The sequence below is a fragment of the Halobacterium rubrum genome (assembly GCF_021729015.1).
GTDB lineage: Archaea > Halobacteriota > Halobacteria > Halobacteriales > Halobacteriaceae > Halobacterium > Halobacterium rubrum.
Genome location: NZ_JAJQQZ010000002.1, coordinates 44,318 through 66,556 on the forward strand (window position 1 = coordinate 44,318; position 22,239 = coordinate 66,556).

Annotated in this window: 26 protein-coding genes; 14 read left to right on the forward strand and 12 right to left on the reverse strand. The window is 69.7% G+C overall.

Annotated features, from left to right (window positions below; genetic code table 11):
* Positions 1-4 precede the first annotated feature (4 nt).
* Both pstB and phoU read left to right on the forward strand, forming a co-directional pair.
* The gene (pstB, locus tag LT971_RS07760; protein ID WP_237006307.1) at positions 5-886 is read left to right on the forward strand and encodes a phosphate ABC transporter ATP-binding protein PstB; all 882 of its coding nucleotides are present in this window, start codon (positions 5-7) and stop codon (positions 884-886) included.
* Between the two features lie 5 nt (positions 887-891).
* Positions 892-1,572, forward strand: a complete 681-nt coding sequence (phoU, locus tag LT971_RS07765; RefSeq protein WP_237006308.1) for a phosphate signaling complex protein PhoU — start codon at positions 892-894, stop codon at positions 1,570-1,572.
* A 208-nt stretch (positions 1,573-1,780) separates the two neighbouring features.
* On the opposite strand, the gene LT971_RS07770 is transcribed toward phoU, so the two are convergent.
* From LT971_RS07770 to LT971_RS07780, 3 genes are read right to left on the reverse strand one after another with little or no spacing between them, the layout of a single operon-like run.
* On the reverse strand, positions 1,781-2,191 hold the full coding sequence (locus LT971_RS07770) for a glutaredoxin family protein (RefSeq protein ID WP_237006309.1): 411 nt from the start codon (positions 2,189-2,191) through the stop codon (positions 1,781-1,783).
* Between the two features lie 40 nt (positions 2,192-2,231).
* Positions 2,232-2,906, reverse strand: a complete 675-nt coding sequence (gene gfcR / locus LT971_RS07775; protein ID WP_237006310.1) for a transcriptional regulator GfcR — start codon at positions 2,904-2,906, stop codon at positions 2,232-2,234.
* Positions 2,903-3,973, reverse strand: a complete 1,071-nt coding sequence (locus LT971_RS07780) for a glucose 1-dehydrogenase (RefSeq protein WP_237006311.1) — start codon at positions 3,971-3,973, stop codon at positions 2,903-2,905. The genes gfcR and LT971_RS07780 overlap by 4 nt, the downstream gene beginning before the upstream one ends.
* Positions 3,974-4,071: 98 nt before the next feature.
* Here LT971_RS07780 and LT971_RS07785 point away from each other — a divergent pair, with 98 nt between their 5' ends.
* Positions 4,072-5,280: an HAD family hydrolase gene (locus LT971_RS07785; protein ID WP_237006312.1), complete on the forward strand. Its 1,209-nt coding sequence runs from the start codon at positions 4,072-4,074 to the stop codon at positions 5,278-5,280.
* On the opposite strand, the gene LT971_RS07790 is transcribed toward LT971_RS07785, so the two are convergent.
* On the reverse strand, positions 5,277-5,543 hold the full coding sequence (locus LT971_RS07790; protein ID WP_237006313.1) for a MoaD/ThiS family protein: 267 nt from the start codon (positions 5,541-5,543) through the stop codon (positions 5,277-5,279). The two genes, LT971_RS07785 and LT971_RS07790, sit on opposite strands and share 4 nt — an antisense overlap.
* A 100-nt stretch (positions 5,544-5,643) precedes the next feature.
* Here LT971_RS07790 and LT971_RS07795 point away from each other — a divergent pair, with 100 nt between their 5' ends.
* The 3 genes from LT971_RS07795 (at position 5,644) to LT971_RS07805 (ending at position 8,945) form a co-directional block, all read left to right on the forward strand.
* Positions 5,644-6,558: a dihydrodipicolinate synthase family protein gene (locus tag LT971_RS07795; protein ID WP_237006314.1), complete on the forward strand. Its 915-nt coding sequence runs from the start codon at positions 5,644-5,646 to the stop codon at positions 6,556-6,558.
* 37 nt (positions 6,559-6,595) lie between these two features.
* Positions 6,596-7,834: a mandelate racemase/muconate lactonizing enzyme family protein gene (locus LT971_RS07800; protein ID WP_237006315.1), complete on the forward strand. Its 1,239-nt coding sequence runs from the start codon at positions 6,596-6,598 to the stop codon at positions 7,832-7,834.
* A gap of 154 nt (positions 7,835-7,988) precedes the next feature.
* A complete protein-coding gene (locus LT971_RS07805; protein ID WP_237006316.1) occupies positions 7,989-8,945 on the forward strand; it encodes an acetamidase/formamidase family protein in 957 nt (318 codons plus the stop codon).
* Positions 8,946-9,105: 160 nt separating this feature from the next.
* On the opposite strand, the gene LT971_RS07810 is transcribed toward LT971_RS07805, so the two are convergent.
* Positions 9,106-9,459 carry a hypothetical protein gene (locus LT971_RS07810; RefSeq protein WP_237006317.1) on the reverse strand — a complete coding sequence of 118 codons (354 nt, stop codon included), beginning with the start codon at positions 9,457-9,459 and terminating at the stop codon, positions 9,106-9,108.
* Positions 9,460-9,497: 38 nt separating this feature from the next.
* Positions 9,498-10,127 carry a rubrerythrin family protein gene (locus LT971_RS07815; protein WP_237006318.1) on the reverse strand — a complete coding sequence of 210 codons (630 nt, stop codon included), beginning with the start codon at positions 10,125-10,127 and terminating at the stop codon, positions 9,498-9,500.
* A gap of 60 nt (positions 10,128-10,187) precedes the next feature.
* Here LT971_RS07815 and LT971_RS07820 point away from each other — a divergent pair, with 60 nt between their 5' ends.
* On the forward strand, positions 10,188-11,318 hold the full coding sequence (locus LT971_RS07820) for an MBL fold metallo-hydrolase (RefSeq protein WP_237006319.1): 1,131 nt from the start codon (positions 10,188-10,190) through the stop codon (positions 11,316-11,318).
* A 36-nt stretch (positions 11,319-11,354) separates the two neighbouring features.
* On the opposite strand, the gene LT971_RS07825 is transcribed toward LT971_RS07820, so the two are convergent.
* Complete coding sequence (locus LT971_RS07825) at positions 11,355-11,684, reverse strand: 2Fe-2S iron-sulfur cluster-binding protein (protein WP_237006320.1); 330 nt, start codon at positions 11,682-11,684, stop codon at positions 11,355-11,357.
* A gap of 125 nt (positions 11,685-11,809) precedes the next feature.
* On the opposite strand from LT971_RS07825, the gene LT971_RS07830 reads away from it, so the two are divergent.
* Complete coding sequence (locus tag LT971_RS07830) at positions 11,810-13,180, forward strand: geranylgeranyl reductase family protein (protein WP_237006321.1); 1,371 nt, start codon at positions 11,810-11,812, stop codon at positions 13,178-13,180.
* Here LT971_RS07830 and LT971_RS07835 read toward each other — a convergent pair.
* The gene (locus LT971_RS07835; protein WP_237006322.1) at positions 13,177-13,770 is read right to left on the reverse strand and encodes a plastocyanin/azurin family copper-binding protein; all 594 of its coding nucleotides are present in this window, start codon (positions 13,768-13,770) and stop codon (positions 13,177-13,179) included. The genes LT971_RS07830 and LT971_RS07835 overlap by 4 nt on opposite strands.
* 61 nt (positions 13,771-13,831) lie before the next feature.
* Positions 13,832-15,112 (reverse strand): amidohydrolase, encoded by a 1,281-nt coding sequence (locus LT971_RS07840; protein WP_237006323.1) that lies wholly within the window; start codon positions 15,110-15,112, stop codon positions 13,832-13,834.
* A 96-nt stretch (positions 15,113-15,208) separates the two neighbouring features.
* Between LT971_RS07840 and LT971_RS07845 the strand changes: the two genes are divergently transcribed.
* Both LT971_RS07845 and LT971_RS07850 read left to right on the forward strand, forming a co-directional pair.
* The gene (locus tag LT971_RS07845) at positions 15,209-16,759 is read left to right on the forward strand and encodes a Na+/H+ antiporter NhaC family protein (protein ID WP_237006324.1); all 1,551 of its coding nucleotides are present in this window, start codon (positions 15,209-15,211) and stop codon (positions 16,757-16,759) included.
* Entirely contained in the window at positions 16,756-17,025 is a 270-nt protein-coding gene (locus LT971_RS07850; RefSeq protein WP_237006325.1) for a DUF7513 family protein, read from the forward strand. Before LT971_RS07845 ends, LT971_RS07850 begins: the two co-directional genes overlap by 4 nt.
* Before the next feature lie 131 nt (positions 17,026-17,156).
* Here the strand turns inward: LT971_RS07850 and LT971_RS07855 are convergent, their stop codons facing one another.
* A complete protein-coding gene (locus tag LT971_RS07855) occupies positions 17,157-17,492 on the reverse strand; it encodes an uS10/mL48 family ribosomal protein (RefSeq protein WP_237006326.1) in 336 nt (111 codons plus the stop codon).
* Between the two features lie 123 nt (positions 17,493-17,615).
* On the opposite strand from LT971_RS07855, the gene LT971_RS07860 reads away from it, so the two are divergent.
* Both LT971_RS07860 and LT971_RS07865 read left to right on the forward strand, forming a co-directional pair.
* On the forward strand, positions 17,616-18,044 hold the full coding sequence (locus tag LT971_RS07860; protein ID WP_237006327.1) for a bis(5'-nucleosyl)-tetraphosphatase: 429 nt from the start codon (positions 17,616-17,618) through the stop codon (positions 18,042-18,044).
* 127 nt (positions 18,045-18,171) lie between these two features.
* Positions 18,172-19,230 (forward strand): DUF5787 family protein, encoded by a 1,059-nt coding sequence (locus LT971_RS07865; RefSeq protein ID WP_237006328.1) that lies wholly within the window; start codon positions 18,172-18,174, stop codon positions 19,228-19,230.
* A 10-nt stretch (positions 19,231-19,240) separates the two neighbouring features.
* Here LT971_RS07865 and LT971_RS07870 read toward each other — a convergent pair whose 3' ends face one another.
* Complete coding sequence (locus tag LT971_RS07870; protein WP_237006329.1) at positions 19,241-19,729, reverse strand: DUF5797 family protein; 489 nt, start codon at positions 19,727-19,729, stop codon at positions 19,241-19,243.
* A gap of 83 nt (positions 19,730-19,812) precedes the next feature.
* Between LT971_RS07870 and LT971_RS07875 the strand changes: the two genes are divergently transcribed.
* A complete protein-coding gene (locus tag LT971_RS07875) occupies positions 19,813-20,586 on the forward strand; it encodes an enoyl-CoA hydratase/isomerase family protein (RefSeq protein ID WP_237006330.1) in 774 nt (257 codons plus the stop codon).
* On the opposite strand, the gene LT971_RS07880 is transcribed toward LT971_RS07875, so the two are convergent.
* The gene (locus tag LT971_RS07880; protein ID WP_237006331.1) at positions 20,587-21,852 is read right to left on the reverse strand and encodes an MFS transporter; all 1,266 of its coding nucleotides are present in this window, start codon (positions 21,850-21,852) and stop codon (positions 20,587-20,589) included.
* A 93-nt stretch (positions 21,853-21,945) separates the two neighbouring features.
* On the opposite strand from LT971_RS07880, the gene LT971_RS07885 reads away from it, so the two are divergent.
* Positions 21,946-22,203, forward strand: a complete 258-nt coding sequence (locus LT971_RS07885; RefSeq protein WP_237006332.1) for a DUF5789 family protein — start codon at positions 21,946-21,948, stop codon at positions 22,201-22,203.
* Positions 22,204-22,239 lie beyond the last annotated feature (36 nt).

Below are 22,239 nucleotides of genomic sequence, written 5' to 3' on the forward strand. Positions count from 1 at the left end.
CACAATGACAGAGAACACCTCAGAGACGAGAGCCGAATCGGACGGCGGGACGACCGCCGACCCCACGAACGACGAGATGGTCATCGAGACAGACGTCGCGGGCGCGACCGACGACCGGGACTCGACAGCTACCCCGGACCCCATCATCCGGTCGCGTGACCTCGACGTCTTCTACGGTGAAGAGCGGGCCCTCGACAGTATCGACATCGACATCCCGGAGAACCGCGTGACAGCCATCATCGGACCGTCGGGCTGCGGGAAGTCCACCTTCCTCCGGTGTGTCAACCGGATGAACGACCGCATCGACTCCTGCCGCGTGACGGGTGAACTCTCCCTGCGCGGGAAGAACGTCTACGACGACGACGTCGACCCCGTCGCGCTCCGGCGGCGCGTCGGCATGGTGTTCCAGGAACCAAACCCGTTCCCGAAGAGCATCTACGACAACGTCGCCTACGGCCTCGACATCCAGGACGTCGAGGGCGACCACGACGAGATCGTCGAGGAGTCCCTGAAGCGAGCCGCCCTCTGGGACGAGGTGAACCACCAGCTCGACAGCTCCGGGCTAGAGCTGTCCGGCGGCCAGCAGCAGCGCCTCTGCATCGCACGCGCCATCGCCCCCGACCCCGAGGTCCTCCTGATGGACGAGCCCGCCAGCGCCCTCGACCCTGTGGCGACTAGTCAGGTCGAGGACCTCATCGAGGAGCTCGCCGAAGACTACACCGTCATCATCGTCACGCACAACATGCAGCAGGCCGCCCGCATCAGCGACAAGACCGCCGTCTTCCTCACGGGCGGTGAACTCGTCGAGTTCGGGGACACCGAGCAGATCTTCGAGAACCCCGAGCACCAGCGCGTCGAAGATTACATTACGGGCAAGTTCGGGTGACGAATATGGCACGAGACAGCTACCAGGAGAAACTCGAGACGCTGCAGAGCGACGTCCTCTACATGAGCGAGGTTGTCACCGACCGCCTCCGCATGGCGCTGGAGGCGATGGCACAGAAGGACGACGACACCGCCTGGGACGTCATCGACGGCGACGACGAGATCAACCAGCTCTATCTGGACCTCGAGGACGACTGCATCGACCTGCTCGCGCTCCAGCAGCCGGTCGCCGGCGACCTCCGGCTCATCGCGTCCTCGTTCAAGATCATCACCGACCTCGAACGCATCGGCGACCTCGCCACGAACCTCGCCGAGTACACGCTGGACGCCGAGCGCGACATGTTCCCCGAGGTCGACATCCAGGCCATCGGCGACACCACCACCGAGATGGTCGAGGACGCCATGCTCGCGTACGCCGAGGAAGACGTCGACGCCTGCTACGACATCGCGGGCAGCGACGACGACCTCGACGAGCGCTGCCGGCGCGCGTCCGAGACGGTCATGCGCGACCTCATCGAGACCGAGATCGACGACGCCACCGCCGAAGACGAGGTCGAACCGCTCATGCAGGAGGTCTCCCGGCTGCTGCTCACCGTCCGCGACCTCGAACGCATCGGCGACCACGCCGTCAACATCTCCGCCCGGACCGTCTACATGGTGGAGAACGACGACGAGCTCATCTACTAGGACGTACCCCTGTCCCGTTTTTCTCGTCGAGTGCGGTCGCTACGCTCGCCAAGACGTTAAAAACCCTGCTCGCTCACTGCGTTCGCTCACAGTGAACCGCTTGCGCCGCCGGCGCTCGCGGATGCTCGACCGCGACAGCACTGCATAGCACGGCACCGCTCTGCACAGCACGGCACCGCTCCGCACAGCGACGCACCGCTCCGGAGACTCAGAACGGGGCGTCGATGTCGGCGTCGAGGTCGTCGCTGTCGTCGACTGCGTCGGGGTCGACGTCGTCGGCGTTCAGTTCGTCGGCGAGGTCACCGTTCTCCTCGAGTTCTGCGAGGATGTCGCTGCCGCCGACGAACTCGCCCTCGACGAACGCCTGCGGCGTGGTCTCCCAGCCGCTGTGTCGTTCGAGCGCGGTCCGGAACTCCTCGGTGCTCTGGAGGACGTCGACGGTGTGGACGTCCGGCCGGTAGTCCGAAATCAGGCGGATGGCGCGCTCGGAGAACCCACACTGGGGAGCGGCGGGCGTGCCCTTCATGAACAGCACGACGTCGTTGTTCTCGATGGCGGCGTCGACGATGTCGTCGACGGCCTCCTGGTCCATCGAGGAGTCGAGCGGGTCGAAAGCCATACCCGGACTTCGGGGGTCGGCGAGGAAAGGCCTTGCTCTGTCAGTTGCTGTCGCCGCCGCTGCCGTTGCTGCCGACGCGGATGACCTGCAGCAGGGCCTCCATGGGGACGCCGTCGACGGCGCCGAGCCCCTGCTTGTCCGCGAGCACGCCGCAGGCGACCGGCGAGCCGTCGGCCTCCCGGACGGCGTCGACGGCCTCCGTCATCGTCGTGCCGGAGGTGACGGTGTCGTCGACGACGAAGCACTCGCGGCCCTCGACCTGCGCGAAGTTCCGGGAGAAACTCCCGCCGAGGTCCGCCATGTCGCCTTCCTCCCACTGGTGCTTGCGGGGCGTGTACGTCGCCAGGTCGGTCTTCAGCTCGTTCGAGACGGCCGTGGCCAGCGGGACGCCGGCCTTCTCGATACCGACGACGAGGTCGACGTCGTGGCTGTGGTCGCGCAGCGCGTCCGCGAGTGCGACGCCGATGGCCGACAGCCGGGCGCCCGCCTCCCCGATGTTGCTCCAGTCGACGTGGACGTCCTGCGGCCCGTCGTCCGCAGTGGCGTCGCCGGCTCCCCCAGACGTGGCCTGAGAGCCGGCGCTGGTGTCCGCGCGCTCCACGAGCCACGCCGCGGTCTCGCGGGAGACGTTGAGTTCGTCGGCGATCTCGCCGCGGGCGAGCCCGCGGGCGGCGAGCTCCGCTGCGTCGTCGATGAGGTCGTCCACGTTCTTCATCGAGTGTCGAATTGCACCGCCGTCTTGATGGTCGTTTCGTCGTCGCGGAACGCTGCCCGGAAGTCCTCGAGGCCGTGGACGCCGGTCACCACGTCGTCGAGCAGCCAGTCCGGGAGGCCGGCGAGCGCGTCGATGGCGGCGGCGAAGTGGCCGGCGTTGGAGTTGACGCTGCCGACCAGCGCCTTGTTCTGGAGGACGAGCTGCCGGTGGATTTCGCTGCCGGGGACGTCGAACTCCCAGTCGCCCGCGGGGACGCCGAGCAGCGCGCCGACGCCGTTCGGCGCGAGCGCCTCGACCGTCTCGAAGGCGTGTCTCGCGTGCCCGGTCGCCTCGTAGACGAGGTCCACGGGCTCGTGGGCGTCGGGCAGGTCGCTCACGGGCGTCTCCCGGGAGTCGACGTAGGTCGCGCCGAGTTCCTCGATGACGTCGATGGTGGGGTCGGGGCGGTCGCGGCGCCCGAGACAGTACAGCGACTCGAACGCCGCACGCCGGTCGAGCATCCCGAGCGTGAGCAGACCCAGCGAGCCGTTCCCGAGCACGAGGGCGGATTCGGGTTGCCAGTCGAACGACGACCGCGAGGCGAACGCCACGTCGAGGGCTTTCTCCGTGATAGAGATGGGTTCGACGAGGAACGCGAGGTCGGCGAGGTGCTCGGGGACGGGGACGAGGCAGTCCGCGGGACTGGTGAAGTACTCGGCCATGAAGCCGTCGGCGCCCTCGATGCCGCGCTCGACGTACGCCCCGGGTTCGGCCATGTCCGGTTCGCCGCGCTGGAAGTGTGGGGAGGGTTCGCCGTGGGGCCGGCGGACAGTCGGCACGACGACCTGCCCCTCGGAGAGCGCGGTGTCGTTCGCGTCGGCGACGACGCCGACCGCCTCGTGGCCGAGCACGAGTTCGGTGGCGCCGTCGGGGAAGCCGCCGTGGTCGCCGGCGACGACCTCGTGGTCGGTGCCGTCGACGCCGACGCGGAGCGTGCGCACGAGCGCCTCACCGGGGGCGGGGGTCGGCCGCGGTCGGTCGACGACCCGCGGCTCTCGGTCGTCTCGCGACACGACGATTGCGTCCATGTACGGGACTCCACGCCCCACGTACAAAATTTATTCTACTCCGAGTAATTTTCTTGCGAGGCTGTGGGGTTGAAGTGCGTGCCGGCCAACACTGTGGTATGCAGCGCCACGAGCGGCTGTACGCCCTCTACGACGAGTTCGACGCGGAGGGGCTGCGCGCCCACCAGGACTTCGTTGACCTGTTCCCGCCGGTCGACTCCCGGGTGGCACTGGAGTACTGGGAGTCGGCAAGCGAGGAGCTCGCCGACCGGAAAGACGAGATCCGGGCGGCGTTCCCCGACGACGGCGCGTTCGCGGCGGTGGCCGCGCGCGCCAGCCGCGACCAGGCGTTCACCGCGCTGGACCTCCTCGGGAAGTACGACCGGGCCGTCAACGTCCTCGTCCTCGACGTCGACGAGACGCTGCGTTCTGCGGGGAGCACGGACAACGAGATTCCGCGCGCGACGCTCCACCTGCTCACGGAGTTCCACGAGGCCGGCGTCCCCATCGTCATCTGCACGGGCCAGACTCTGGAGAACGTCAAGGGTTTCCTGAGTCAGGGCCTCGGCAACGAACTCGTCCACTCCGGCAGCCTGTCGGTGGTCTACGAGGCGGGCACGGGCGTCTTCACGCCCGGCCACGGCCCGGACACCAAACAGCTGCTCTACGAGGACCTCGACGAGTCCGTCCGGGGCGTCTTCGACGAAGTCCGGTCCCGCGTGCTGCCGTCGGCGCCGGACGACGTCCGCCGGGGCTGCCACCTCCAGGGCAACGAGTTCAACGTCACGCTCAAGCCGAACTACGAGACCGGCAGCGAGCGCGCGCGAAGGCTCATCGACGACGCGCTCGTCCACCTGCTGGACCTGCTCGCGAACTGTCTGGACGCCGACCCCGAAGTAGTCCGGGCGTTCTACGCCGACGCCGACCCCGAGATCGCGGGCGTGCTGGACGCCGAGGGCGCACAGGTGAGCGACCGCGAAGCCGTCCCCGAGGAGTTGCGGGAGACGCTGGAGCGCGTCGACGTCGCGTACTACGAGGCCGACGCCGCGGAAATCGCGTCCCGCGAGCTCAACAAGGTCGTCGGCGTCGAGGCGGCGCTCGACGTGCTGGACGTCGACGACCCGTTCGCGCTCGTGATGGGGGACTCGAAGAGCGACCTGCGCGTGATGGAGTACGTCGACGAGCGCGACGCCGGCATCGCCGCCGCGCCCGAGCACGCCTCAGAGCGCGTGCTGGCGCACGTGGAGTCGACGGACGAACTGGTCTTCGACGAGGGCGCCGCCGACGAGATTCTCAGAACGGTGTGGGCGCTGGACCGACTCAGTTAGGCGAGCTGGAAGCGCACGGTGTCGCCGTCGTGGACGGTGCTGCCGGCGGACAGCGGCTCGCCGTCCGGGGACTCGCGGACGACGACTGTGTCCGTGCGCAGCCGGGACCCCTCGAGGACTCCCGACCGGACCTGCGGGCCGAACTGTTCGGCGAGCGCGTCCACGACGTCCGCGACGGTTGCCTCCGGGCCGACGCCGACCCGGGCGCGGTGCGTGCCCGTACGGGCGGCGAGCGTGCCGGTGAGCTTCACGTCCACGTCCATGTCCACACGCAACGACCCCATCGACTAAAAGTTTACTCGGGACCGAACAAGTTATCGTAGAATCCCGGCGTTTATGCTGGCGGCGGGCGACCCACCAGCCATGCCCACGCACGCGCCAGCCCCGGGGAGCGACGACCCACTCGACCTGCACGGTGTCGTCCCGCCGACGGTGACGGCCTTCGACCGAGACGAGTCGCTGGACGTCGAGACCACCGCCGAACACGCCCGCTTCGTCGTCGACGCCGGCGCGCACGGCGTCTTCCCGCTCGGGACGAACGGCGAGTTCCCGCTGCTGACGCCCGGCGAGCGCGACCGCGTCGTCGAGGCGGTCGTCGACGAGGTCGGCGGCGACGTCCCGGTCATCGCCGGCGTCGGCGCGCCGTCGACCCGCCAGACCGTCGCACACGCCGAGCACGCCGAGTCGGTCGGCGCGGACGGCGTCGTCGTCGTGACGCCGTTCTACTACCCCCTCGACGGCGAGGCCGCCGTCGAGCACTACCGGGAGGTCGCGGCCGCCGTCGACTGCCCGGTGTACGTCTACCACATCCCGTCGAAGACCGGCAACGAGCTCTCGCTCGAGACCCTCGACGAGCTCGCTGCCATCGACAACCTCGCCGGCCTCAAGGACTCCTCGAAGGACGTGCCGTGGCTCGGGCAGGCCGTCGACGGCCACCCCGAGCTGACGTTCCTCGCGGGCTCGGACTCCCTGCTCGCGCCGGGGCTGGACCTCGGCTGTTCCGGGATGGTGTCGGCCGTCGCCAACGCCTTCCCCGAACTCGTCGTGGACCTCTACGAGGCCTACGACGACGGCGACGTGGCTCGCGCGAAGGACCTCCAGAGCACTGTCTACGACGTCCGGTCGGCGCTCAAGCGCGGCCCCTACATGGCGGGCGTGAAGACCGCGCTGGACCTCCAGGGGTTCTACGCAGGGCCGCTGCGGTCGCCGCTGCGCGGGATGGACGCCGAGGACCGCGCCGCCCTCGAGGCCGACCTCGCGGCCCTCGACCTGCTGTGAACAGTAGGTTTACACGGACCCGAGTGAACATTCATCCATGACGAAGGACTACACGGACCTCCACGACCCGAACGCGGAGTACACCATGCGGGAGCTGTCCGCCGAGACGATGGGCGCGGACGACGCCCGGCCGGCGCCCCGCGACCTCGAAATCACGGACATTCAGACCACGATGGTCGACGGGAACTTCCCGTGGACGCTCGTCCGCGTCTACACCGACGCGGGCGTCGTCGGCACCGGCGAAGCCTACTGGGGCGCCGGCGTCCCCGAGCTCATCGAGCGCATGAAGCCGTTCGTCGTCGGCGAGAACCCCCTCGACATCGACCGGCTGTTCGAGCACCTCGTCCAGAAGATGAGCGGCGAGGGCTCCGTCGAGGGCGTCACCGTCACTGCCATCTCCGGCATCGAGCTCGCGCTACACGACCTCGCCGGGAAGGTGCTGGGCGTCCCCGCCTACCAGCTGCTCGGCGGGAAGTACCGCGACGAGGTGCGGGTGTACTGTGACTGCCACACCGAGGCGGAGGCCGACCCCGAGGCCTGTGCCGACGAGGCCGAGCGCGTCGTCGAGGAACTGGGCTACGACGCCCTCAAGTTCGACCTCGACGTCCCCAGCGGGCTGGAGAAGGACCGCGCGAACCGTCACCTGCGCCCGGGCGAGATCCGGCACAAGGTCGACATCGTGGAGGCGGTCACGGAGCGCGTGAAAGACCGCGCGGACGTCGCCTTCGACTGCCACTGGACGTTCTCCGGCGGCTCCGCGAAGCGCCTCGCGTCGGAGCTGGAGGAGTACGACGTCTGGTGGCTCGAGGACCCCGTGCCGCCGGAGAACCTCGAGGTCCAGGAGGAAGTCACGAAGTCCACGACGACGCCCATCGCGGTCGGCGAGAACCGCTACCGGGTGACCGAGGAGCGCCGGCTCGTCGAGAACCAGGCCGTGGACATCGTCGCGCCCGACCTGCCGAAGGTCGGCGGGATGCGGGAGACCCGGAAGGTCGCGGACGTCGCGAACCAGTACTACGTCCCGGTGGCGATGCACAACGTCTCCTCGCCGGTGGCGACGATGGCGAGCGCGCACGTCGGCGCCGCCATCCCGAACTCGCTGGCCGTCGAGTACCACTCCTACGAACTCGACTGGTGGTCGGACCTCGTCGAGGAGGACGTCATCGAGGACGGCTACATCGAGATTCCCGAGCAGCCGGGGCTGGGCCTGACGCTGGACATGGACGCCGTCGAGGCGCACATGGTCGACGGCGAGACCCTCTTCGACCCGGCGTAGCCGGGTCGAGCTCGACAGGCGAGCGCAGTGGTTCTGTCGGCGTTCGACGAGGAGTGAGCGACCGTCTCACCACGTTCGACGAGGCGTAGCGAAGCGGCCACCCGATTCCATCCGGGTGCGGCTTTATGTCGGCCGTCGTGATAGTGTTCGGTGTATGTCACCAGACGTCAGTCCGGACTACGAGCTGAGCGACGACGACGCGAACGTCCACCACGCGTGGGACAACTCCCTCGACCCGGTGCTGACCGTCGAGCCCGGCGAGGTGGTGCGCTTCGAGTGCCGGGACGCCGTCGACGGCCAGGTCGGGATGGAGGCTACGGCCGAGGAGTTCGGCGAGGTGAGCTTCGACCCCGTCCACCCGCTCACGGGGCCGGTGTACGTCGAGGGCGCCGAGCCCGGCGACGTGCTGGCGGTCGAACTGCTCGACTTCGAGCACAAGGGCTGGGGGTACACGGGATTCATGCCGGGCGACATGGGTCTCGGGCTGCTGCCGGAGGACTTCGAGGACCCCGGCTACCACGCGTGGGAGCTCGACGGCGACGTCGGCCACTTCGTCGACGGCATCGAGGTGCCGCTGGACCCGTTCCCGGGCACCATCGGGAACGCGCCCGGCGAGGCCGGCGAGCACGACACGCTCCCGCCCCGGGACGTCGGCGGGAACATGGACGTGAAACACCTCACTGAGGGGTCGACGGTCTACCTCCCGGTGGAGAACGAGGGCGCCCTGTTCTCGACGGGGGACTGCCACGCCGCGCAGGGCGACGGCGAGGTGTGTGTCACCGGCATCGAGGCGCCGATGTTCGTCACGGCGCGCTTCGACGTCCTGAAAGACAGGGACATCGAGCAGCCCGAGTTCGAGTCCGACCACCCCTACACCGCGACGGGCGAGGACGAGCCGATGTACGGCACGACCGGCATCGCACCGGACCTGATGGACGCCACGAAGGAGGCCGTCCGGCACATGATTACGCACCTCCACGAGGAGCGCGGGCTCTCCCGGGCCGAGGCGTACATCCTCTGCTCGGCCGCCGTCGACCTCAAGGTCAGCGAGGTCGTCGACGCGCCGAACTGGACGGTCTCGGCGTACCTCCCGGAGAGCATCTTCCCGTAGCCGGTCCGTCAGTCGAGGCGCCGGCAGAGTCCACCGTCGAACGACGCCGGAATGTCGGCTCGAAGACGCCGGCGAGTGTGCCGGCGGCGCCGCTGCTGGCGACTGCGAGGAGGGCGCGTCACTTCACGCGGAGACGATTCGCTCACTGCCGAGAAATGTCTTAGGGCCGGCTGTGACGGTCGATAGCGACCGCGAGCCCGGCGCCGAGAGCGGCCAGCCAGACGGCGACTGCCGCGACGGGGTAGTCGTCGAGCTGGACGCCGAAGCCGTACTGGGCGGCAAGCGTCACGAGGAAGTCCGCGAGCAGCGTCACGCCGCCGAACCACCAGACGTCGTCGCTCTCGTGGCCGGGGCCGTACGCGACGAGCGCGACGGCAAGCACCGTCAGCGAGGCGAGCCCGGCGGTCCAGGCGGCCGAGAAGCCGACGCTCGTGCCGGCGACCATCGTCCACAGCGGGCTGACGGCGAGCCCGAGCGCGAACCACCGGTCGGCGACGCGACGAAACGAGGGCACACCAGTCTCTGGGCCCCCGCGAGGGAAGTCGTTGCGGGTCAACAGACCGACTTCGCGTCGACGCCCAGTTCGTTCAGGGCAGCTACGTACTCCTCGTAGGCGGCGTCGACGGCGGCTTCTGCGGCTTCGGCGGCTCGCCCCCAGTCGTCGTCGCCCTCGCAGACCGACGCGAGCAGGGCGACCGCCTCGTCGGTGTCGTCGTCTGTGTCACGCCGGAGGTCCCGGAAGCGGTCGGCCAGAGTCTCGTCGGCGTCGTTGACGAAGAAGCCGACGAACTGCGCGAGCGTCCGGTCGGCGACGAGGCCGCGGCCGACCACCGTGCCGGCCCGGGTCACGTCGTCCGTCTGCTCGCGGAGCACGTCGTGGACCGCTCCCGGTTCGGCCGCCACGTCCCCGTCGTCGAGGTCGGCCGTGACGCGCTCGTAGTGCTCGCGCTCCGTCGCGGCGAACGACTCGAAGGTCTCGACGGCGGCCGGGTCGTCGCTGGCGGCGGCGAGCACGTCGAACGTCTCGGCCGCCGCGGCCTCGCTGGCGGCCGCGCGCTCGAGGACGGTCTCCGTCGAGAGGTCGGCGCCGGTCACGGCCACGAGGCGCTTCGAGGAGCCGAGACGGTCGAGTTCGGTCTGCGTTCGCGCCTCGACCGCGTCCCGGAAGCTGTCGGCGTCCATGTCCCCGTCTTGGTCGCCGGCTGACGTGAGCTTTTGCCCCCAGCGAGCGTAGGCTTCCCCATGAGCGCGCCCGCAATCTCGGCCCGCGACCTCTACGACCGGCTCCGCGGCGACGAACCCGTGAGCGTCCTCGACGTCCGGGACCGCGACGAGTTCGACGCCTGGCACGTCGACGGTCCCGACGTCACCGCCCGCCACGTCCCCTACATGGAGTTCGTCGCCGCCGGTGTCAGTGGCGACCCGGCGAACCTCGTGCCCGAGGACTTCGGCGAGCCGGTCGTCGCCGTCTGCGCCGTGGGCGAGGCCAGCGCGGAGGTCGCCACGGACCTCCGCAGCGAGGGCGTCGACGCCGTGAACCTCGCCGGCGGCATGGAGGCGTGGGCCGACCTCGTGGTGGCCCACGACCTCGGGGCTAGTGTCGTGCAGTTCGAGCGTCCCTCCTCGGGCTGTCTCTCGTACCTCGTGGCCGACGGCGGCGAGGCGGCGGTCGTCGACCCGCTGGCCGCCGCCGTCGAGGAGTACGTCGACGCAGCACGGGAACGCGACCTGACTGTCGAGTACGCCGTCGACACGCACGTCCACGCCGACCACGTCTCCGGGGTCCGGGCGCTGGCCGACGCCACGGACGCGGAGCCAGTGCTTCCCGCTGGTGCGACCGAGCGCGGCCTCGACGACGACGCCACGCTCGCCGGCGACGGCGACGAAATTCCGGTCGGGGAGCGCGCGCTCGGCGTGGAGCACGCGCCCGGCCACACCTCCGAACAGGTCGTGTTCGCGTGGACCGAGAACCTGCTGACGGCCGACTGCCTGTTCCTCGACAGCGTCGGCCGCCCCGACCTCGAGGACGAGGACGCCGCCCGTGAACTGGCCGGCCAGCAGTACGACACGCTCCAGCGAGTGTTCGACAGAGACCACGAGGTCCGGGTGCTCCCGGGTCACGTCGAGCCGTCAACGGAGCGCGACGGGCCCGACGCCGGGTTCGCGCGCCCGCTCGGCGACGTCCGGGCGGGCCTGTCACTACTGGACCTGGACAGACCGGCGTTCGTGGACCGCGTCACCACCGACCTGCCGCCCCGGCCGGCGAACTACGAGGAGATCGTGGGCGTGAACCTCGGCCGGGAAGAGGTAGACGAGGACGCGCTGGAACTGGAACGCGGGCCGAACAACTGCGCGGTGTCCTCGGTGGAGTAGGATTGCGAGGTCGGGGAGAAGGCGGCTGGGCGTCGGTCAGTCGTCGTCCGCTGCGGCCTGGTCCGCGGCTGCGGCCCCGTTTTCGATGCTGTCGGGGTACTTCCCGCGGTCGAGCACGAGGTCGCTCTGCGGGCGCGCCATGCACGTCAGCGCGTACTCCTCGGCTTCCTCGTCGGTGAGGCCGCGGGCGGCAGGCTGCGTGACGTCGCCCTCCTCGATCTTCGCGGAGCACGCGAGACACATCCCGACGCGACAGGAGTACTCCTGGGCGATGCCCTCCCGCAGGCACGCCTTCAGGACGGTCTCCGTGTCCGACACCTCGATGGTCTCGCCGGTGCCGGCGAACTCCACGGTGTACTCGGTCATGCCAGCGGCTTGCACGAGCGCCGACAAAACGCTTTCCACCCCCGTGTCCCCGCGGCGGCGACGCATTCCCGGCGAGCCGGACGGTCGTCATAAAGAGTTTTCCTCGCGGGCAGCAACTCGGGGGTATGCCCACCCACGAGTACGACGTCGTCGTCGTCGGGGCCGGGACGTCCGGCTGCTACACTGCGGCGACGGTCGCCGACGCGGGGTACGACGTCGCCATCGTCGAGCGGAAGTCCGAGGAGGAAGCCGGCCACATCGCGTGCGGTGACGCGCTCAAGGGTGCCGACAACTTCCCCGAGGTCATCCCGAAGTCCCAGCTCGAGCCGGCGTTCACGAACACCGGCGTCGACCACGGCCGTTTCGAGATTCCCCGGGAGAACACCGTCCTCGATATTCCGGTGCCGGGCGAGCTGGCGGTCATCGACCGCTGGGAGTACGGCCGGTGTGTCATCGACGGCGCCGAGCGGACGGGCGTCGACTTCTTCTACGACGTCGTCGTCCAGCAGGTCGAACAGGACGGCGGCGGGCGAGTGACCGGCGTGAAAGGCAAGCGCGACGGCCGCGTCCACGAGTTCACCGGGGACGTCGTCGTGGACGCCGCCGGGTCGCTGTCCGTCCTCCAGGACAAGGTCGACGTGTCGAACGCCACTTTCGACACGAACGTCTCCTACTCGCAGTTCTGCTCGGCGTACCGGGAGATCGTCGAGGTGCCGGAGCCGGTCGACTGGGACGACGCCCTGGTCTTCAAGCCGACCGACCGCGCGGCCGGCTACCTCTGGTACTTCCCGCGGACGGACACCGAGATCAACGCCGGGCTGGGCTTCCAGATGAACGAGGAGCCGATGCAGCTCGTCGACGACCTCAAAGCCGACCTCCAGCAGCGCCCCGAGTTCGAGGGCGCCGAGGTCAAGGACAAGCTCGGCGCCGCGCTGCCGACCCGGCGGCCCTACGACTCCGCGACTGCCCCCGGGTTCGTCGCCGTCGGTGACGCCGCCGGCCACGTCAATCCGACGACCGGGGGCGGCATCGCCGGCGCCGCATACGCCGGGAAGTACGCCGGCGAGCGCGCGATTCGTGCCGTCGAGACCGGCGACGCCTCCGAGTCGATGCTCTGGGAGTACAACGAGAACGTCATGGACCACTTCGGCGCCCGGTACGCCGCGCTGGACGTCTACAACATCATGTCGACGGCCATCGACGTCGACGACCTGATGGGGCTGCTCGCTGCGCTCCCCGGCCAGAAGCTCGCCGAAGCCCTCTACGACGGGAGCACCCAGTTCGGCCTCAAGCTCAAGCTCGTGACGGCGCTGAAGTCCTTCGGCTACTGGACGGAGATCGCGGACTTCTACCGCGCGAAACAGCAGGCCGACCGCCTGCTGGACCACTACCAGGACTACCCGAGTTCGCCGGACGGACTCGCCGACTGGCAGGCCCGCCGGGACGACATCATGACCGACGTCTACGAGGTCACCGGCGCCGACCCGAAGTACTAGACGCCACCACCGCCGCCACCGCCCTCTTCTCCGGCTTCGTAGTCCCCGCCGAACTTCATGAAGAACCACGTGAGCCCGAGGACCGCCGTCAGCCCGGCGACCAGCCAGACGGCGAGTGTCTGTGCGCTGTTCGGGACGATGGTCTCGTAGCCCGTGTCCTCGGGCGGCGGGTCCTCCGTGACGACGACCTCACCGACCATCCCCACCGACTCGTGGGGGATGCAGAAGTACTCGTGCGTGCCGGTCGTCTCGAACGTGTGACTGTAGCTCTCCCCGCCCGGCACGTCGCCCTGACTGGGGTAGGCGCCGCGCGCGGACGACTCGTCGTCGAAGCCGCCGGACGCCCAGTAGTCGGCGCCCTCCGGGATGCCGTCCTCGTAGGCGGTGACGGAGTGGCCGACCGACCCGACGTTCTCCCACACCACCTCGGTGCCGACCTGCACGGTGACCTCCTCGGGGTCGAAGACGAGGCTGTCGGTCATGTCGACGGTGGTCGTCTGCTCCTGGCCAGCCGCCGTGCCCGCCGCTGCGACCCCGCCGGCGCCCGCGACGCCGGCGAGGAAGCCGCGGCGGGTGGTCGCGTCGCTCATACGTAACTGTTCTCTTCGAGACCACAAGAAGCTACTCCCGGCCGCCCTCAGACGACCCAGCTCAGGGCTGTTCGGACGCGACGCGCCGGACGGCGTCCGTCAGTGTGTCGATGCCGACGGCCAGCGACCGCTCGTCGACGTCGAACGTCGGCGTGTGGTGGCCGCCGGGGTGGTCGGTGCCGACGCAGACGTAACACGCCTGCCCGCCGGTCTCCTGCACGCGCTGCATCAGGTAGGTGGCGTCCTCGCTGCCGCCGAGGGCGTCCCGCTCGACCAGCGAGTCCACGCCGCCGTGCTCGCCGGCGACCGCCGAGAACACGTCGACCAGCGACTGGTCGCTCTCCGCGCTCGGCGCCTCGCCCTCGGTGTGCGTCTCGACCGTGCACTCGTGCATCTCCGCCGCCGACCGGACGACCCGGTCGGCCTTCTCCTTCATGTACTCCATCAGCTCCGTCGTCTCCCCGCGGACCTCGCCCTCCACGAACGCCTCCTCGGGGATGATGTTGGTCGCGGTGCCGCCGCCCGCACGCCCGGCGTTCACGCGCGTCGCACCCTCGTCGTGGCGCGGAATCGCGTAGAGGTTCTGGACGGCCGTCGCCATCGCCTGCACGGCGTTGCGTCCCTGCTCGGGGTGCGCGCCGGCGTGCGCGCCGGCGCCCTCGAACTCCGCCAGCAGGTGGCTGACGGCGAGGAAGCCGCCGACGCCCGCGACCACTTCGCCGGTCGGGTGGTCGAGGCCGAGGTGGACGGCGTAGAGGGAGTCGACGTCGTCGAGGTGGCCGCTCTGCGCGACCGCTTTTCCGCCGCCGACGCGCTCCTCGGCCGGCTGGAACACCACCTTCAGCGTGCCCTCGAAGTCGCTCTCGGCGACCGCCGCGAGGACGCCCACGCCGATGGTTGCGTGGCCGTCGTGGCCGCAGGCGTGCATGCAGCCCTCGTGCTCGGACCGGAACCCCTCGCTCGCGGGGTGGTGGTCGTCGGCCTCGCTCTCGGTGATGTGCAGCGCGTCGATGTCCACGCGCAGCCCCACCGTCGGCCCTTCCCCGCGCTCGAGGACGGCGACGGCGCCCGTGAAGCCGCCCGCCATCTCGTCGAGGAGCACCTCGTCGACGCCCGCCGCGCTGGCGCGGTCCCGCCACTTCGAGAGCTCGGCGTCCTCGGGCACCGCCATCCGGGCGTCGGCGTCTACCACGTCCCGGCCGACGTGCAGGTCGTCCACGCCGATCGCCCGGCACGCCTCGACGATCCGCGCGGTCGTCTGGAACTCGCACCACGCCGGCTCCGGTACCCGGTGTAGCTCGCGCCGCAGCCCCACCAGCGTCTCGCGGTCCGTGTAGTCCATGCCGTACCGCGGGAGCGGCGCCGGTATAAATGTGGGAGTACCAGCGAGACCCGGAAACATATTTCACCCTCCCCGAAAATTGCCAACCGTAGCATAATGAGCACCGACCAGACTGACGGGTTCGGCGACGACGACCTCGCGGACGACGGCGAACCCGACATCGAGTTCTACGGCGGCAAACTGGCGAGCGCGTTCCCGCTCGTCTTCTTCGTCGTGTGGGCAATCGTACAGAGTGGCATCCTCCGCATCGGGGACACGACCGGCCTCGTCGCGGGGATGCTCGTCGCGCTCATCCTCGGCCTCTTCCTCGTAAAAGGGTCGTGGACGGGGTACGCGAACACCATCTTCGAGGGCATGACCCGCCGGGTCGCCGCGACCGCAGTCGTCGCGTGGCTCTGGGCGGGCATGTTCGCGGAGACGATCCAGACCGGCGAGTTCGTCTCCGGACTCGTCTGGGCGGCCGACGCAGTCGGCGTCGGCGCCTCGATGTTCCCGGCCGTGACGTTCATCCTCGCCGGCCTGCTCGCGACCGGTATCGGCACCGGCTACGGCACCACGGTCGCGTTCAGCGCGCTGTTCTTCCCGGCGGGCGTGCTGCTCGGCGCGAACCCCGCCTTGCTGTTCGGGTCGATTCTCTCGGGCGCCGTCTTCGGTGACAACCTCGCGCCCGTCAGCGACACCACCATCGTGAGCGCGGTCACGCAGGACGCCGACATCGGCGGCGTGGTCGCCTCCCGGTTCAAGTACGCCATCGTCGCGGCCGTCCTGGCGTTCAGCGCCTACCTCGTGGCGGGCGCCTCGATGTCCGGGCTCGACATCGCCGGCGACGCCCGCGAGATTCTCGTGTCGAGCGCCGAACCGCTCGGCCTGCTCCACCTCGGCTCGATGGCGGCCGTCATCGGCACCGCGGTCGCCGGCCGCCACATCGTCGAAGCCATCTCGTGGGGCATCGTCGTCGCGTTCGTGTTCAACCTCGTGTTCGGGCTGGCGGACTTCTCGGAGATGCTCGTCTTCCGCGCGAGCGAAGACATCGGCATCGCCCAGGAGCTCGCGTTCCTGCCGTTCGTCGAGCTCGTGGAGGCCGGCGAGACGAGCGTCGGCGGGAGCCTCTACGCCGGCGCGCAGGGCTTCTTCCCGCTGATCGTCCTCGTGTTGCTCATCGTCGCCGGCGCCCAGATCATGATCCGGGGCGGCGGCTTCCGCGCCATCCAGGAGTGGCTGCTGAACTCGGTCGCCACCACCGTCCGCCGCGCCGAGCTGACGATGGTGCTGGGCACCGCGTTCGTCAACTCCATGATCACCATCAACACCGCGGCCGAGATCGCCATCGCGCCGTACATCGCGCGGCTCGGCGAGCGCTTCAACATCAACGGCTACCGGCGCGCGAACATCCTCGACGCGAACACGAGCGCGCTCGGCTACATCTTCCCGTGGTCGGGCGGCGTGCTCGTCGGCTACGCCACCCTCCAGGGGCTGCCCGACGAGTACGCGTGGTTCGAGCAGTCGATGGTCGTCAACCCCATCGAGGTCGTACCGTTCGTCTTCCACGGCTGGCTGCTCGTCTCGGTGTTCATCGTCGCCGCGTTCACCGGCTTCGGGCTGGAGTACATCAGTGACCGCGAGAGCGAGGAGGTGGCTCGCGCATGAGCATCCTCGAGAAGTACCTCGCGGGCTGGTCGTTCCGCACGAACAAACCCAGCTTCGACGTCGGTGACGAGGTCGAGCTGTTCGTCACCGGCCGCGAGAACGGCGCGCAGATCGCTCGCGTCGGCGACTCCAAACTCCGGCTAGACGACGACGCGCCGGACGGCCTGCTGGACAAGCGCGTCCGCCTGAAGGTGACGAGCTTCGACGACAGCGAGCACGTCGGCGAGGCAGAGTACGTCGAGACCGTCGGCGAGAGCGCGTTCTAGCCGGCCGACGGCAGCGGTATTCTCTTCGCGAATCGCCTCGTCCGTGCCGAGCGCTTCGACGCGCTGCCCCGAACGACACCAGCGCCGCTGCTGGCGGGTCGGGACGACACTGAGAACTGCGACGGAGACCCTCAGACGGAGGAACCGAGCGGCTCGATGCGCTCGACTTCGGCCTCGACGTGCACGCTCGACGGGAAGTCCCGCTCCATGATCTCGCGAGCGAGGTCGTCGTGGCCGTGCAGCGCCACGCGGCGCCGGTAGACGGTGTAGTGCCAGTCGTTTGTCTTCTCCTCCGGGTCGCCGCCGAGTCGGGCGTACAGCGGTACCCGAATCTCGGCGGGAGCGTCGGAGTGCGGACCCTTGAGCTGGGCGCCCTTCCGCCGGCACGTCTCCTTGATGTCGGAGACGACGGCGTCCAGGGCCGTCCGGTCCCCACTCTCGAGGGATAGTTTAGTTACGAAGGTCATAGCTGGGGGTGCTACCGACGAGTGACGTGGCCCACCCTGTTAAACCGTGTGCTTGGCGGACCACGCGTGCGACCGACCCCCACTCCGACATTCACTTAACTGGCGCACCACTATCTGCGGGCAATGACGGTCGAAGCGACTAGCGCCGGTGCGATTCTGTTCCGCAATACGCGGGACCGGCGCGAGTACCTCCTCCTGAAGAGCCGGCCCGGGGACTGGGAGTTCCCGAAGGGCGGCGTGGAGGGGGACGAGGAGCTCCAGCAGACGGCGATTCGAGAGGTACAGGAAGAAGCCGGCATCGAGGACTTTCGCCTCGTTGACGGGTTCAGAGACGAGTACGACTACGTGTTCGAGGCGAACGGCGACCGCATCCACAAGACGGTCCACCTGTTCATCGCGAAGTCCTTCGAGGCGAGTGCCGAGCTGTCCAGCGAGCACTCAGACCTCCAGTGGCGGGACTACGAGCAGGCGGTCAACACCATCACGCAGGACGGCCCCCGGGAGATTCTCGAGGACGCCCACAAGTTCATCGACGAGAAGGCGGAGATCTGACCGGCGCCCCGCCGGTCAGCCTCGCTGGCGGCAGTAGCAGCAGCGGCTGTGCTGGCTTCTCCGTACAGGCAGTCGATGCCGGTGGTGCGCCGAAAGAGGTAGGTGGGTCGACGGCCCCAGTCCGGCCGTGAGCGTCGGCCACGAGTTCGGGTTCGAGCTCCGGGTGTGCGCGTGGGTCGAGCAGTGCTGGCGTCCCGGGAGCGACGGCGACGACGTCTCCCGGCTCGTCGCCCGCCAGCTCGGCACGAAGCGGCGGCGCTGGGACACGGTGGTCCTGGAAGTCGACCCGGCGGGCCTGCGACAGCGCGCGAAGTTCGGCGCGCAGCGGCTGGACTCGGACCTCCTGCACGTCGTCCGGCACGCGCCCCCGGAGTGGGCGTTCTACCGGGACGCGCTCCCGCACCCGGGCTACCCGTGGCGGTACGTCCGGGAGGCGATCCACCGGGCGAGCGACCGCGGCATCGTAGAGACCCGGCGTGACGGCAACAGAATCGAGCTCCGGCGGAGGTGGGAGTACCCGGCGGACTGGGTGCAGCGGGTCGTCGCAATCGAGAACAAGCCCGACCTCGACGCGTCGGCGGCGGACGCGCTCGCGGACCAGCTCCAGCGGGACGTGGCGCTCGGGCTCGCCGACGAGGTGTGGCTCGCGACGGCCGCCGACGAGGAAGGGGGCGTGGAGCGCGCGCTGCTCGCCGAACTCCCGGTCGAGGCCGGGATTCTGGCCTTCGACAGCAGCGGCGGCAACGACGAGTGGACGGCCTCCGTCGAGTGGCTGCCGCGGACGCTGGCCGCCGACGCGACTGGCACCAGAATCACCGACCGGCCCTCGGGGAGCGCGTTCGACCAGTCGGCCGCCGAGTTCGAGTACGTCGACGCCGACTGGAAGACCGAGAAACGCCTCGAAATCGCCGAGCGCGCGTTCGAGCGCGGCTGGCGGTCGTACGTCGACACGATGCGGCCGGACTGCCGGCACTTCCGGCTGACGCGCGCCGACCACGGCTACGTACCGGTCTGCGCGGCCAAACAGCGAGAACAGTCGGCGGCAGAGTGCTCGGGGTCGTGTCCGGAGTACGAGCCCGAGCCGCCGGCGTGGCGCCAGCGCGGGTGGCCCATCGAGGGCGGTCCCGGCAGTGCGATTCGGGACGTGCTCGCGGAACGACGGCAGCGACAGCGCGACGGCGGGTGAGACGGCGCCGTCAGTCGTCGGCGACGGTGACGTCGTCGCGGGGGACGGCGAGCCGGTAGGTCGGCACGGTTCGGTTCTCGACTGCGACGATGCCCTTGCGCTTGAGCGTCTGGAGCGCGCGCCGCACGTCCCCGGACTCGAGGGCGGCGTCGTCGCCGCCGTACTCGTCGCGGACGGCGTGCAGGACGGAGACGACGCTCTCGGAACGCTCGTCGGGGCCGGCGATGACCGCGAAGACCCTCCGTTCGGTGTCGGACATGTGAACGGCGGGCGCCTCGCCGTCCTCGTCGACGTCGCCGACGAGTTCGGACGCTTCGGCGGTCGCGCGAATCATCGAGTCCTCGTCGCGGTAGTAGTAGTCGCGGAGGTGGTCCTCGAGGTACTGGTGGACGTCGCTCCCGGAGTCCAGGCCCCAGCGGTCCTGGAGTTCGCTGTTCTTGGTCGGCTGGAGGGCCACGAGGTCCGCCAGGCGCTCGCGGGCCTCCTCGGAGAGGGTCATGTGGCGTCGTTCGGGAAGCCGGTATTTCGGATTTGCGAAGGAGACCCCGGAGTCTTTTGCCCGCCGGCGTCCTCCACCCCGGTATGGCAGACACCGTCGACCTCGACGTGACGGACGAAGGCGTCGCGACCATCACCATCGACCGCCCGGACCGCCTGAACGCCCTGAACGTCCCGACGCTGCACGGCATCGAGGCGGCCCTGGAGGACGCCGAGGACGCCGACGCGCGAGTCCTCGTCCTGACGGGCGCGGGCGACGACGCGTTCGTCGCGGGCGCGGACATCTCCTACATGGTGGACATGGACACCGCCGAGGCGCAGGCGTACGCCGAACTCGGGCACGGCGTCGCGAACGCCATCGAGTCGTTCCCGGCGCCCGTCATCGCGGCCATCAACGGCTACGCGTTCGGCGGCGGGATGGAGCTCGCGCTCGCCTGCGACCTCCGGGTCGCCAGCGAGCGGGCGGTGCTCGGCCAGACAGAGATCGACCTCGGCATCGTCCCCGGCTGGGGCGGTACCCAGCGCCTGCCCCGACTCGTCGGCGACGAGACCGCGCGCCGGCTCGTCTACTTCGGGGATCGGATGGACGCGACCGACGCCCACGAGGCGGGCCTCGTCGGTGAGGTCGTCGCGCACGACGAACTCGACGACCACGTCGCGGCCCTCGCCGGCGACCTCGCGGCGCAGCCCGCGACGGCGCTGCGCGCCGCGAAGGAAGCGATCAATCAGAGCCACGAGACCGGTCTGGCCGCCGGTCTGGACTTCGAGGCGCGGACGTGGGCGGGGCTGTTCGGCAGCCACGACCAGCGCGAGGGCATGCAGGCGTTCCTCGACGACCGCGACCCCGACTTCGAGTAATCAGTCGCCGGGCGTCGCTCGCACGGACTTCGCGTTCTCGACTGTCTCCCTGACCTGTGTGTAGACGAGGGCGAGCGCGAGCGCCGCGAGCGCGCTCCCCACGGCGAACGGAACCGGGAACCCGAACCGCACGAGGAACCCGGACGCGAGCGGGCCGATGGCCGTCCCGAGCCCGAACCCCATCGTGAGCACCGACAGTGTGCTACCGGAAGCGCCGGCTCGCGCGAGGTCGCCGGCGACGGCCAGCGACGGCGCGAACACGGCAGCGACGGCGACGCCCTGCACGAACCGCGCGAGCACCATCGTCGCGGGCGTCGGGGCGTACCCCTGAGCGAGCGTCGCCGGAATCAGGAGCACGAACCCGGCGACGATGAACGGCCGGCGGCCGTAGGTGTCGCTGGCGTCCCCGATGGGGACCTGGAAGACGACGTTCGCCAGCGTCACCGCGCCGAACTGCGCGCCGAACAGGACCGAGGACTGCCCGAGGCGGTCGTTGATGGTGGCTTCGAGGGTCGCGAACATCGCGATGCAGATTCCCATGCAGACAGTCGCGACGCCGAGCGCGAACACGGGGTCGAACAGGCCCCGGTCGCCGAGCACGGCGATGGAGAGGTCCTCGCCCGCGTCGGCCTCGGCCCGTGACGGCTCCTCGACGAGCCACTCGACGAGCACGAAGGACACGAGCGCCCCGACGACGGCGACGGCGAACGCGGCGTCGAACCCGAACCGCGTCAACACCACGCCCGCGACGATGGGACCGAACCCGAACCCGATGAGGCGGAACGTGTTGAACACGCCGAAGTTGTTCCCTCGGGTGTCGGTGGTACCGAGTTCGTTGACGAGCGCGACCGTCGCCGGAACCGTGAGCGCGGCACCGATGCCCTGGAGCGCGCGCAAGACGAGCACGATTCGGTAGTCGGAGACCAGCGAGTAGGCGCCGGAGGCGGCCGCGAGCAGCGCGAGTCCGCCGAGGATGAACGGCTTCCGGACGCCGGCGCGGTCGGAGAGCCGGCCGGTGAACGGCTGCAGGAAGCTGTTCAGGAACCCGAACATCGAGAGCACGAGGCCGATGAGCAACGCGGGCGTGACCACCAGCACGTCGACCCCTGCGACGGCCAGCTGGCCCGTGAGCGACTCGACGGCGACGCGACCCTCGGCGCCGATGTACGCGGGGAGTACGACGATGAGAAAGGAGTTGCCGACCGCGTCGGCCATCCGTGCCATCGCCAGCACGAGGACGCGCCGGTCGGTGTCGAGGATACCCATCACGGCAACCGTCGGTCTCGCGGGGCTTGACGGTTCGGGAGTGGGCACGACACACGGGAAACACGTAACTCGCGTGAAACGGTAGCACGAACTATGGGTCGCCGTCTCACTCTCAACCGACTGAGTGACGAGCTACAGTCCCACGAGTACCCGATGACGATCGACGACGCCGCCGTCGAACTGCAGGACGTCGTCCTCGAGTACGCCGACGGCGAGGAACCTCTCACCGACGTCCTCGACCGCTCGAACGCCGACGTCTTCGTCAGCCCCGACGACCTCGAGTCCGAGCTCTACGGCCTGCTGCCGACGGACGCCGTCGGCGAACCCGGCCAGTCGGAGGGCGACGGGTGAAACGCGGCGCTTAACTGCCGGGCCGCGCTAGGCGCT